The sequence below is a fragment of the Pseudoalteromonas sp. NBT06-2 genome, from assembly GCF_002276045.1.
Lineage (GTDB): Bacteria > Pseudomonadota > Gammaproteobacteria > Enterobacterales > Alteromonadaceae > Pseudoalteromonas.
Genome location: NZ_NQMR01000038.1, coordinates 1 through 13,944 on the forward strand (window position 1 = coordinate 1; position 13,944 = coordinate 13,944).

8 protein-coding genes are annotated in these 13,944 nt (G+C 35.8%); all 8 read left to right on the top strand.

Annotation, left to right across the window (positions count from 1 at the left end; genetic code table 11):
• Window positions 1–328: 328 nt before the first annotated feature.
• Window positions 329–2,770 carry an EcoAI/FtnUII family type I restriction enzme subunit R gene (gene hsdR, locus CJF42_RS09850; RefSeq protein ID WP_095366525.1) on the top strand — a complete coding sequence of 814 codons (2,442 nt, stop codon included), beginning with the start codon at window positions 329–331 and terminating at the stop codon, window positions 2,768–2,770.
• 183 nt (window positions 2,771–2,953) lie between these two features.
• Window positions 2,954–4,465 carry an N-6 DNA methylase gene (locus CJF42_RS09855; protein WP_095366526.1) on the top strand — a complete coding sequence of 504 codons (1,512 nt, stop codon included), beginning with the start codon at window positions 2,954–2,956 and terminating at the stop codon, window positions 4,463–4,465.
• The gene (locus CJF42_RS09860) at window positions 4,465–6,198 is read left to right on the top strand and encodes a restriction endonuclease subunit S (protein ID WP_095366527.1); all 1,734 of its coding nucleotides are present in this window, start codon (window positions 4,465–4,467) and stop codon (window positions 6,196–6,198) included. The genes CJF42_RS09855 and CJF42_RS09860 overlap by 1 nt, the downstream gene beginning before the upstream one ends.
• A 10-nt stretch (window positions 6,199–6,208) precedes the next feature.
• The gene (locus CJF42_RS09865) at window positions 6,209–7,318 is read left to right on the top strand and encodes an SIR2 family protein (RefSeq protein ID WP_095366528.1); all 1,110 of its coding nucleotides are present in this window, start codon (window positions 6,209–6,211) and stop codon (window positions 7,316–7,318) included.
• A gap of 59 nt (window positions 7,319–7,377) precedes the next feature.
• Window positions 7,378–10,311, top strand: coding sequence for an AAA family ATPase (locus CJF42_RS09870; RefSeq protein WP_095366529.1), 2,934 nt, complete (start codon window positions 7,378–7,380; stop codon window positions 10,309–10,311).
• Window positions 10,304–11,053: a hypothetical protein gene (locus tag CJF42_RS09875; RefSeq protein WP_095366530.1), complete on the top strand. Its 750-nt coding sequence runs from the start codon at window positions 10,304–10,306 to the stop codon at window positions 11,051–11,053. Before CJF42_RS09870 ends, CJF42_RS09875 begins: the two co-directional genes overlap by 8 nt.
• Window positions 11,054–11,551: 498 nt before the next feature.
• Window positions 11,552–11,911 carry a DUF6988 family protein gene (locus tag CJF42_RS09880; protein ID WP_252097578.1) on the top strand — a complete coding sequence of 120 codons (360 nt, stop codon included), beginning with the start codon at window positions 11,552–11,554 and terminating at the stop codon, window positions 11,909–11,911.
• Between the two features lie 1,022 nt (window positions 11,912–12,933).
• Window positions 12,934–13,521, top strand: a complete 588-nt coding sequence (locus CJF42_RS09885; protein ID WP_095366531.1) for a hypothetical protein — start codon at window positions 12,934–12,936, stop codon at window positions 13,519–13,521.
• Window positions 13,522–13,944: the final 423 nt, after the last annotated feature.

Below are 13,944 nucleotides of genomic sequence, written 5' to 3' on the forward strand. Positions count from 1 at the left end.
CAGAAATGCGCGATCCCACCCTGATAGAAAGCCCATCTAAGAGCTCTTAAAGTTTACAGATGATTTTTTCGCTTCTGAAGGTTTTAAACCAGCAATGCTCTCCATATTATAAATATTCCTAATTCTCCTGAGGCATATATTGAAAAATTCGTGATGTTCAATTGTGGTTTAAGATTATTTATATCAAACAACTTATAATTTAGTAATATTTATCTTTGATTTCAATCACTAAACCCACTTACAAATTGTATAATATATTGACAAAAGGTAACAATTACTGCACCTTATATGTTGCATAATGGAATAGGGTAGTTCTCAAGGTCACATCATGGATAAAAAGCAGCTCAGCGAAACCGATATAATCACTAAATACATCATGCCAGCGGTACAAGATGCCGGTTGGGATTCTATGACTCAAATTCGTCAGGAAGTGAAACTTCGTGATGGTAAAGTGATAGTGCGTGGTCAACTAGGTGTACGCAAAACGGTTAAATCGGCTGATATTGTACTTTATCACAAACCTAATATGCCCCTTGCGGTGATTGAAGCCAAAGCCAATAAACATGATATTGCTAAAGGAATGCAGCAAGGGTTAGATTATGCTCGCTTGCTAGAAGTACCTTTTATATTTGCTACAAACGGAGATGGCTTTATATTTCATGATAAAACCAACCCGGAAATGCTTGAATCGCAAATACAGTTATCTGATTTTCCAACACCTGAACAATTATGGCAAAAATATTGTACTTATCGTGGCTTTGCCGAAACACAGCTCCCTTTAATTACCCAAGATTACCATGATGATGGTAGTGGCAAAGCGCCACGCTATTATCAATTACAAGCCATTAATAAAAGTATTGAAGCCATTTCAAATGATCAAAAACGTATATTATTAGTAATGGCAACTGGCACAGGTAAAACCTATACCGCCTTTCAAATTATTTGGCGATTATGGAAATCACGTCAAAAGAAACGCATTCTATTTTTAGCAGACCGAAACATCTTAGTTGATCAATCAAAAACAAATGACTTTTTACCTTTTGGACCAGCGATGACCAAAGTGACTAAGCGAACGGTAGATCCCGCTTACGAAATTCATTTAGCTTTATATCAAGCATTAACAGGCCCCGAAGAGCACCAAAAAGCTTTTAAACAAGTTGACCGAGACTTTTTTGACTTAATAATAATTGACGAATGCCACCGTGGTAGTGCAAATGAAGACAGTGCATGGCGGGAAATTCTTGAATACTTTGATTCAGCAACCCAAATAGGCTTAACAGCAACACCAAAAGAAACCGATGAAGTATCAAATATCGATTACTTTGGTGAATCAGTTTATACCTATTCACTTAAGGAAGGCATAGAAGATGGTTTCTTAGCACCTTACAAGGTAGTGCGGGTAGATTTAGACGTAGATTTACAAGGCTGGCGACCCACCAAAGGGCAAATTGATAAAAATGGTGAAGTGATAGACGACCGAATTTATAACCAAAAGGATTTCGACCGTACCTTAGTAATCGAAGAACGTACAGAGTTGGTGGCACAAACCATTACCAGCTATTTAAAGCGTACCGATCCTATGGCAAAAACCATCGTATTTTGTAACGACATTGACCATGCCGAACGTATGCGCCGTGCTCTGATCAACCTAAACCCCGAACAGGTTGCCAAAAACGACAAATACGTGATGAAAATCACCGGTGACGATGAAATAGGCAAAGCTCAGTTAGAAAATTTTTGTAATCCTAAAAAAGCCTATCCTGTTATTGCCACCACTTCAGAGCTAATGACTACTGGCGTTGACGCTAAAACCTGTAAATTAGTAGTATTGGATCAAAACATTCAATCTATGACCAAGTTCAAACAAGTCATAGGTCGTGGTACACGTATCGACGATAGATATAATAAACTGTGGTTCACTATTTTAGACTTTAAAAAAGCTACCGAACTATTTGCCGATGACCGCTTTGACGGCGTACCTGAAAAAATCATGATCACTAAAGCAGATAAAATAATCGATGAAGATGATGATTCATTTGAAGATGAATTTAATGCTGCTGATAACGAGCAAGATCAGAACCCTGATGAACAGGGCAACGAGCAAGATCAATTAAATGAGCCACAGCAACCAGGCTCTGAATACGATACAACACAAAAATCAGATCAAGACTGGGGTGAAGACGAAAAACGCTTTATTAAATTTCAGGTATCCGGTGTTACCGTTAAAAAAATAGCTGAACGGGTACAATATTACGATACCGATGGAAAATTGGTCACCGAATCATTTAAAGACTACACCCGCAATACCATTAAAAAACAGTTTTCATCACTAGATGATTTCACCCGAAAATGGCAAAATGCCGACCGCAAACAGGCCATTATTGACGAATTAGCCAATGAAGGCGTGATTTGGCAAGCATTAGAGCAAGATGTAAGCAAAGATCTTGATCCGTTCGACCTGATCTGCCATGTGGTTTATGACCAACCGCCATTAACCCGTAAAGAACGTGCCGAAAATGTTAAAAAACGAAATTACTTTACTAAGTATTCAGAAGTAGCGCAAAAGGTATTAAATGCCTTACTCGACGGTTATGCCGATGACGGTGTACAAGCGATAGAAGGCAAAGATGCCTTAAAAGCCAACGCTATAGTACCATTTGGTCGCCCGCTCGAAATTGCAAAAAAAGCCTTTGGTGGGCCCAAAAAATACAATGCAGCGATAAGTGAACTTGAACAAAAATTGTATATCGAAAATAGCCAAACTGCTTAATCTAATACTGTTTAAGACTTGTTTGAAAATAGAGTTTCACCAGTAATAAACATACATAATAGTTTGATACCCATAAGCTAAATAATACATAGTTTGGTATCAAATAATTTAATCAAAATCTAATAAACAACAAGCGAATAAAACCACCATTAACTCGGTTTATTAGCGATAAAAGAGAAGTCCATGTCAGTTAGTTCAGTGATCAAATCAATTCAAGATATTATGCGCAAAGATGCCGGTGTTGACGGCGATGCTCAGCGCTTAGGGCAAATGTCTTGGTTATTATTTTTAAAAATATTTGATGCCCAAGAAGAGGAACTCGAATTTGAACAAGCTGATGATTATAAAACACCGATCCCTGAGCAATTTTTATGGCGCAGTTGGGCTGAAAATAACCAAGGTATCACAGGCGAAGAATTATTAATTTTTATCAACGACCAGTTATTTCCACAACTTAAAAACCTAATTGCCCCAATAGACTTAAATCCGCGTGGTTTTGTGGTGAAAGAAGCCTTTAGCGATGCCTTTAACTACATGAAAAACGGCACACTCCTGCGTCAAGTGATCAACAAGCTAAACGAAATTGATTTTACTGACTCAGACGAACGCCATTTATTTGGTGATTTATATGAGCAAATATTAAAAGACCTACAAAGTGCCGGAAATGCCGGTGAATTTTATACCCCACGTGCAGTAACGCGTTTTATGGTAAACCGTATTGATCCAAAATTGGGTGAAAGCATCATCGACCCCGCTTGTGGTACCGGTGGTTTTTTAGCTTGTAGTTTTGATCATGTAAAAAATAACCATGTAAAAGACAACACCACTGACTTACCTATATTGCAAAAGCAAATTCATGGGGTCGAAAAAAAGCAATTGCCGCACCTACTATGCACCACTAATATGCTATTACACGGCATTGAAGTACCAACACAAATTAAACATGGTAATACCTTAAATAAACCGCTTTCAAGTTGGGACGAACAATACGATGTGATTGTTACTAACCCGCCATTTGGTGGCACCGAAGAAGACGGTATTGAAAAAAACTACCCGGCGGAAACCCGTACCCGTGAAACCGCGGATTTATTTTTACAGTTAATTATTGAAGTACTAGCGTCACCAACTGATGGCCAAAATAACGGCGGCCGTGCGGCAGTAGTATTGCCCGATGGTACTTTATTTGGTGAAGGTGTTAAAACCAAAATTAAAAAGCTATTAACCGAAGAATGTAACTTACACACTATTGTGCGTTTACCTAATGGCGTATTTGCCCCGTATACCAGTATTAAAACTAATATATTATTCTTCACTAAGGGTAAACCAACACAAAAAGTGTGGTATTACGAGCATCCGTATCCAGAGGGTGTTAAAAACTACAACAAAACTAAACCAATGAAGTTTGAAGAGTTTCAAACAGAAATTGACTGGTGGGGCGATGAGACCGATGGCTTTGCATCACGTGTTGAAACCGAACAAGCTTGGCAAGTCAGTATTGACGAAATTATTGCCCGTAACTTTAACCTTGATATTAAAAACCCACATGTGGGTGAAGTTATCAGTCATGACCCACAAGAGCTTTTAAACGATTACGCCAAGCAGCAAGACGATATTCAAGCACTACGCGAGCAGCTTAAAGGTATTTTATCTGCGGCACTTACTGGTGGTGACGAAAATGATGGAGCAGTTAAGTAATGGTAGATGCTCAACAATTGATCACCGACAACATTGATGTTTGGACAAGTGCCATTAAAAAGCGCAATGCCACAGGTCGTGGTTCAAGTAAAAAGATAGAGCTAAGTGGTATTAAAAAGCTACGTGAGCTTATTTTAGAGCTAGCCGTGCGCGGTAAGTTAGTACCGCAAGATGCCAGTGATGAACCTGCTAGTGTATTGCTTGAAAGGATTGCTGAAGAAAAAGCGCAGCTAATTGCTGATAAAAAGATCAAGAAAACTAAAGTATTACCTGAAATAACTGATGAAGAAGAATTGTTTGAACTGCCTTATGGTTGGGAGAAAACCCGCTTTGGTAACGTATATGTTCTGGAATATGGTGATAACTTGCCTAAACCCAAACGTTCAAACTCTGGTGAATACAATGTGTACGGCTCTAATGGTGTCGTGGGTTCGCATAATCATCCATCAGTGCAAAAACCTTGTATTGTTATTGGTAGAAAGGGATCTGCTGGTGCGCTAAACTTATGTAATGAAAACGGCTGTTGGGTGACTGATGTTGCATACAGCGTTGTACCGCCATCAGTAATTAATTTAAATTTTGCTTTTTTACAGTTCCATACCTTTGGTTTAGATACACTTGGTAAAGGTATTAAGCCTGGTTTAAATAGAAATGAAGCAAATTTAGTTGTTGTAACAATACCACCATTAGCCGAACAACATCGCATCGTCGCTAAAGTTGATGAACTGATGGCCTTGTGTGACCAATTAGAGCAACAAACCGAACAAAGCCTGTCTGCACAGCAAACTTTGGTTGAAGTGCTGCTTGGCTCTTTATTGCTTTCTCCCTCAAAAAGCGCTGAAGGCTCTGCTACAGAAAGTAAAGGCGTAAATGACTTTCAAGCAAGCTGGCAACGTATCGTTGAGCACTTTGACGTACTGTTCACCACCGAACACAGCATTGAGCAACTAAAACAAACCATCTTACAACTAGCGGTCATGGGCAAGCTCGTACCACAAAATTCTAACGATGAATCAGCAAGTGTATTACTTGAAAAAATAGCCAAAGAAAAAGCCCAACTTATCGCGGATAAGAAGATAAAAAAACAAAAACAGTTGCCTGAGATCACAGATGAGGAAAAGCCGTTTGGACTACCTCGCAATTGGGATTGGGTAAGGTTGGGAGATGTTTATAGATTTCTTAATGGTTTTGCATTCAAAAGCGAATGGTTTCAAGAGCAAGGAACTAAATTATTAAGAAATATTAACATTGCTCATGGTGAAACCAAGTGGCTTGAAACAGCATGTATACCTAAAACAATGGCTGATGAGTATAGTCGGTTTGAGTTAGAGGCAGGTGATATTGTTATTTCCTTAGATCGTCCAATTATCAATACTGGCTTAAAGTATGCCGTTATACAAACAACTGACTTGCCATGCTTATTACTTCAACGAGTGGCAAAATTCCATAGTTTAGCCGATATAGTTACACCTGCTTTCTTATCAAGATGGTTAGAGTCGGATCTATTTATGAATTCAATTGATCCTGGTAGAAGTAACGGTGTTCCTCATATATCTACAAAGCAACTAGAAATGATGCCATTCCCACTTTGCTCGTCAAACGAACAACAGCGTATCGTTGCTAAAGTCGATGAACTGATGGCTTTGTGTAAGCAACTCAAAGCCCGCCTAACTGACTCCCAAACCACGCAACTGCACCTCGTCGATGCTGTGGTAGAAAATGCTATTAATTAAGGATTAAATAATGGCTAATGCAATAAAAATTAAAGAAGAAATAAAACCATTATTAGATGCGTTAGAAAAATATCATGATTTTAAATCTGAGAATGAAATATTAGATGATGATGAGTCTGGGTTTTCAGTTTACTTTCAAAAAGGTGATGATGCTCCCGTCGCTTTAGCTAAATCAAGCTTGGCTTTATTTCATGGCGACCCACATCTTTATAATCAGGAGAGTGAACGTATACGTTTGAATCGTCTAGAGGAAGTGCTTAATACCAGTCAGTTCCCTCGGAATAAACAAAATTTTAATGAATTATTAAAAGCGCAACGTGCTAATAAAATCACCCCTTTTATTGGTGCGGGAGCATCTATTAGCGCAGGTTGTATGAGCTGGCGGAATTACCTTGTAACTAAAGCGAAAGAAGTGGGTATTGAAGACTCTATTGTAAATAAATATCTAGCAGAGTATAAATATGAAGATTTACTTGAACTAGTAACAAAGGAACCTGGAATTGGTGAGTTTGAATTTTATTTTCAACAAGATTTTGATCATGCTGATCCTGAATTGTCATACGTCTGGTTATTACCAGACGTATTTAAAGCATGTGTTATTACGACAAATTTTGATCGTGTAATTGAAGACTGTTATAGCAGTCAGTCATTGTCATTCACTGAAAAAGAGGTTGGTTTAAATAATCCGCATACTTTTATTAAAGCAATGACTCGAGGTGATCATTACTTATTAAAACTTCATGGCAATATCGACAAGCCGGAACATAGAGTATTTACTAAATCTGAGTATCGCGTTTCATATAGTGAAAGTGATCAGCAGATGGTGAATATGGATTATCCATTACCACAGCTATTAAGTCGCTTATATCGTAGTCATTCATTTTTATTTATCGGTTGTAGTTTGATTACAGACCGTACAGTTAAAACATTTGAATTAATAGTTGAACAGGAAGGTGCTAATAAAGTGGCAGATCATTTCGCTATTATTGAAAAACCTGAATCAACTGAAGAATACAATGCATTAAAACAGAAACTAATGGTTTGTAATATAAAACCTATTTGGCATGACACAGGTGATTTTGATAAAGTAAATGAAATAATTAGCTTATTGCTCATTTGAGAATAGCTAACATAGACAATGAATAACATATTAATTAGAACATATTAAGAAAGGTCGTCATGAGAACGTTTAAACAAATACAAGACATTTTAGGAACGCCACCTGAAGTTAAAAAAATCTATTTGATTGGCTGTACTGGTGCAGGTAAAACATCACTAGTACAACACATCATTGGTTCTAAAAAGTATAAATTTCCTGTTACGTCACAGAACAGAACGACTATTGCGCCAACTGAGTATTTAATCGGAAAAAACAAAGCATTTAAAACCACTATCATCCTCAAAAAAGAAAAAGATGTAAAGTTTGAAATAGAAGAGTTAATTCAAGGGGCTATTTTAAAAGCGAAACAAGATAATAGTGTCGTTGATGATGTTGTTTTTGAGTTAGAGCAATCACCTGATGCAAGATTTAAACTTAATCAAATGGTCACCAATGTAACATTTGTTAAAATTGCTGAACAAATTATCAATACAGTATTGCCGTCTATTAACTATAAAAATATTAATGATGAAACATTACTTACTAATCCCACAATTATCGGCACCATAAAAAACATTGTAGATAATATTCTTGACGAAATAGAGGGCAACTTTCGCCAAGCGTGTGGTAACGAACATAAGTTATTTAGTGATGATCCGATTGTTATCGAAAATATTGAGGATAAAGAAGAGTTTCTCATTAAAACCCAAAAACTATTAAGTCATGATTCGGGATCTATTTCGATATTGGCAGAATATGTTCGCATAGAAGGCAACTTGTTAGCCGAATGGTTAGAGCCAACTTTAGAATTTTTATTGCTTGATGGTGAAGGCATAGGACATTCTTTGGGTGAAAAGGTTGATACCTTATCAGCACGCCATTACGATTACTTTAATTACTGTAATAATATTGTCTTGGTTGATGACGCCAATTCCCCTTTTGCTGCCGGTGGACATGGTGCGATAGAAGGGCTGTTTTTAAATGGTTATCAAAATAAATTTAGACTGGTTTTTTCAAAAACAGACAAGCTAGAGCAAGTCGATCAAGCTGCCTATTTTAGGCGTAATCTTAATAATTTAAGAAATGCCCTTAAAAAAGAACAAATCATTTTCTCCGTTGAAAATAAAGACACCTATAAATTAAGTGCGCTTGATAAAAATATTAATTATGAGTCTAAGAAATCAATCCAAAACTTGCTTAAAAGTATCTTTGAAGCAGAAGAAAAGAATTTAACGCCGCTGGAATATGACTTTGACTTATTGTTCTCTAGCTTCAACAGTGATGCACTAATAGACGTTGTGCAAGGTAGAATTGAAAATGAACATTGGGCTGTGATAAAAGCCCTGTCGCGACGTCTTTTAGATTTTGGCGTTGAATATAAACATTTAAAACCAGTCAGTTGGATTTTGATGTTTGTTATGCGTGAAATTAATCTTTTTTTACAAAAAGATGATCTTTCGTCGGAAGTTTTAGATAGTCAGAATATTATAAAACAAGATTTTTCCAAACAACTAATTGATTATATAAACATTAATTTTATTGTTGATAAGCAATATTTGTGGAAACAAGCCTATGATAAAAATGGCAGAGGCTCAAATCAAGAACGTAAGGACTTTATTTTTGGCCAGATCTTAAATATGTTTTTGCCAAAAAGAAGCAATGAAGAAGCATTTAATGTATTTAAGAACGATATCAAAGCATTGTTACTAAAATCCGGTGCGCTTGAGCTTAAAACAGCGATAAAGACAGAAATTACCCATGTGTCTATTAAAAAAATATTTGGTGTTAATAATGTTGAATGGTCACTAGGAGATGATGTTAGCATACTCATTGGTAAAAATGGTTGCGGAAAATCAACCATTTTAAAGCTTATTGATGCCTGTATTCATAATGATAACGAAACGTTAGAGAGATTTAACTCTCCTTATGTTGAGTTAACAATTCTAAAAACCTTTGATAATGGTGAGACACAACAATCAGTCATTACTCAAGGTAAGTCACAAACTAACATTAACTTAGTAATGGTGAATACCTTTGATAATAAATTAGACATTGAGCAGAAAGAATTTTTTGAACTTGATAATCAACTGCTTAAATTAATGGCTAAGTTTGGCGATCTCCAGCGAGGGTTAACACAAGAAGTTAATAAAAATATCGGTAATAAAATAAAGCTTAGAGATAAAATTATTAGCGATTTAGCGTTAGGTTATACACATGAAATTACACACTTGCAGACATTAACAACAGACATTAATTTAGTCACCAGTGATATTAACGGCCCACTTGTCTCTTTTTCAAAAATCATTAATGAATTCTTTTCTGGCACTAATAAATCTTTAGATATTAACCATGAAACTGCACCTATGATGGTGCAATTAATTAACAATGATATACCAAAGCATATTAAGGTTACCGAGCTGTCATCCGGTGAAAAACAATTATTAATTATATTCTTAACGGTTGTTCTACAGAGAGATGAATCATTTATATTATTAATGGACGAGCCTGAAACATCCTTACATGTTGAATGGCAGGCCACTTTTATTGATAAAATAAAAGAATTAAACCCAAATGTGCAAATTATAATAGCGACCCATAACCCGCTGATTTTATTAAATAGAGAGCAGGATGAAATTGGTATCATAGAAGCAAATAATGAACATGTTAAAAATAGTGCTACGGGCACTAAATATCTAGATATATCTTCGATTCTGCTTGAACATTTTAACCTATCATCCCTCATTGGTAGTCAAATGCAAAATGATATTAAAAGATTCACTGAATTAAAATTAGATGAAGGTAATCTAACCGATGATGAGAAATTAGAACTAGCAAGAATAGCTAGCTTATTAGAAAACAGCTTAGCTGGCGATATTGTTTACAACAAAAAATACTTCGAATTTTTAACCTTTTTAAAAGAAAATAGAAATGTTGGGCTTGAAGAATATGAGAAAGCAACCGATGCTGAAATGGAGCAGTTTTTAAGTGAGTTTGGGGACATATTTAATGATTGATATGTCGGTTTTGTACGACCATGCGGATTATCCTGCAGCGTTAGTTAATTTTAACAATAGTAATAAATGGGCTAAATTTCAAGAGGTTCACCTTAGTGTCACTAATCATAAGTGTCCCATTTGCGAATGTTCTTTAAAAGTTGGTGAGTTGTTATCTCGACCAAGTAGAGGGAAAACCAAACAGTGCATCATTGAAAGTACGGTTGATCACTATCGTCCTCAAAAATATTATACATTTTTAGCGCTGACCCATGAAAATTATATTTTAATGTGTTCTGAGTGCAATAACATTTATAAAGGGTGCGAGTTTCCGTTGTTTGGAGATAATCCTGTTCGTGCTACAAATCCTGCCGAGATTAGTAATGAACAACCACTCATTGTTAATCCTATAAATGATGACCTCTTTGATCTTTTCGAACTCGTTGTTCGGCACGACTTAAGTGGACGTAAAGTGTTAGAGCTGTCGCCGAAGCATGAGCAGGGCTACCGTTATGAAAAAGCGCTAACAACAATTAAACTTTTCAGTTTGGGGGAGTGTGAACTAAATGCGCATAGTAATGCCAATGTTAAAACGTTACGAATTAATCTACTACATAGCCACTTTGTGAAATTTGATGTCTTTATTGATGCATTTATGAATAAAAACATACCTAAAATGCGCGCTGAAATCGCGGACAAAAATTTGAAAGACTATGGCTTCTTAAAATTCATTCTGAAAAATCAATTTAAAAATTTAGTGTAATATTTCTGATGATCCATTATACACAAGGTAATTTACTTGAAGCCGTTGTAAATATCCACGAGCACGGCTCTCATCAAGTTACTATTTCAAGTTTTGATATGAATATGTTGATTTAGGGCCGTTGGCGGTAATTACCGTTCAAACAAGAAGATTAAGACAAAGCTAGCGTGTTTATAGCTAGTTGGTTAATGTGTATGTTTGGTTTCTATAGAACACATAGCGCAAGTCAAAGCAGCCATGGTTAAAATAAATGATGAATAAATAAAGGTAACAGAAAGCATAAGATGGATTTTAATAAACAACATGTGTTAAAAGTGCTGTCGTTTTGGCAGCAAACGGAGTTTTTTAATACAAATAATTTAAAAAACTTGAAGGTATTAAATTTTAATATTTAGGATTAAATTCATGGAAGACTGACTTAAAAAATAAGCAGATTTTACAGCCGAGGTACATCAAATATTTGATTATGGTCCATATAATGACAGTACTAGGCAATTAATGGTATCTGGTAACTATACAACGGCCATAGGAGTGCTCAGGCTAGAGTTTGAGTCTCTAACTCGGGCTGTTTGGTTATTTTATGCTGCTAGTGATGCAAAGATAGCAAATACCACTAAAAATCTACGAGAGCTATCGCATAGTGCAGAGCAAAAACCAAATAATAGTGAAATGCTCAAAGCAATCGAAGGTAAAGTGCCAGCTCGAGCTATAACAATGCTAAATAACTTTAGAGATATCTCCTGGAAAGAGCTTAATTCATTTGTTCATGGTGGCGTTCACACCCATCAAAGGCATGCTTTTGGTTATCCCGTACCACTACTAATACAACTTATCAAAACCTCAAATGGCTTGTCATGATGGCAGCAATTTTAACGGGTAATGAAATAATAACGAAAGATATAGCAAAAATTCAACGAAAGCACGAAGCTTGTTTGCCCGATTTATTGTACTAATAATGGTGCATTAAAATGTCGTCATTAACTGAAAGTTATTGGATAAAATCAAGGCAGTAAAATTATACAAAGTAATTAGTTGCCTCCGTGTAATCTATTCCCAAATATTGAGATATGCTAAGTGTATACTGGTTCAATAAATTCTTACCAAAAGAGAGAATTATTAGAGTGATATTTTACTTTAGTAACATTACATGTAACATTTTTAGTTTTAACTTTTAATTAAGTTGAATTAAATTAGTTTATTACGCATTGGTGTCGACGGTCACTCTCGCCACTTAATTTATTTATAAATTTACTATTATTCCACATTCAAAATTTTTGTTTATTCGACAGCTCATTGATTCAAATAAACATCAACTTAGCGCAAAATGAACTAAATATTCCAATATCCTCGTTGCTTTCAATCCTAATAGCCAGCTTACTCAATCAAGCGCCTTGTTCTTGAAAATTTATCATTATAAAAACTTGCTCATTAACTTACTCGTAATAATAGAGTTGGTATAAATGAAAAAAATTATAAATCCTTAGTTCACGAAAATCGATATTTAAAATAAGAGGTACTTAAGCTCCCATAGAGAAAAGGGGTCAAATCACTTACTTCATAATACTTGACCTCTTTTTGTCTTTTTTCTTTTTTGATTCTATTTATATTAACCTTGCCTGCTAATCTTATTTAAATCTATTTTCGATTTTTTCTATCAGGCAATAAAATTGTTTTAATTAATTTTTATTTCAGCATTAACGTTAACAATAACCTCAGCATACGTTAACGCGCATGGGACACAACTTGATCTAAAAAATAAAAATTCAATAAGTCAAAGTTTCAACTATGTGCCTCCTTACCTTCCAGCCGGCTCATCTAATTGCACTTCAAAAATAAAACGGCGACAATCTCTAATCCTAGATCAAAAGCGGGTTTTGGCTATGGTTGGGGGATTTAAAACCCTGAATAATGACTTTGAGCGCATGCTGCTTTCTTTTTTCCGTGGTTACCATATTCCAACACATCAAGCGGTAAGTTTTGCAGATTTGGGTGTCGCAATCGCAAAACCTTCAGGTGCTCTTGGCACCATACGTTATAGTGGGAGCCCGACCTTATTAATCTATAAACCAAATTCAGCCACAGATACAACCGATCCTTTTCACTTTGACTATCCCATGACTTTGGTAGGTTGGGCCTATTCTAGTGCGTACAAACCATTAAATAGACCTGTCGTACCTGGGTTATGCCTCTCTCGTAAAGACTGGTTTTTTCATGAACAAGGAGTACATCCATTTTCTGATTGGAGCTTTTTTGAAACACCTCCCTCAGAGCCATGGGTTGGCGCTTCTGCAGGTTCCCCGATCCAACCTTATGGACCATTTGGATTATATCATGGCCGTTTTTGGGATATTCATGTTTTTCTCGATAAGAGTACCGGAGTGCCAAAAATTAGCCAAACAAAACCTAGTCTTGGGATCTCAGGAATAGATCCTCTCGAAGGCATTGCTTTTAAATACCCTGATTTTTAAGAGTTAGTTTATATAAAATAGCGAGGATCTGCCTATGACTTTAGAAAGAAAAAATAAAATTTATATTTTACTTAAGGGTATCGAAACAGGAGACGAAAAATAAAGTAAAAGGGGTTAAATGACTTGCTTCATAATACTTTGGTTACTATGTTTAAATGCGGAAAAATTAAAATATGGTTTATGTATGCCATGGTCCCTTAGAAGCGTAGTGGCTGATATTTATGGTATCTCGAGAGCTGGTTTGACTCCTTTTCTCTTTTATTCGCATTGATAAACTTTGTGTTCACTGCCTTACAGACAGCTTAGAAATTTTTAAAGCAAGCTTGGCAAAGTAATTAAATAAATGAAAACTTTTAACTGAAGTTGACAGTGTTTTATGGTGTCATTTAACTCGCAATTTTATTGTCATTAATGAGGTGTCAC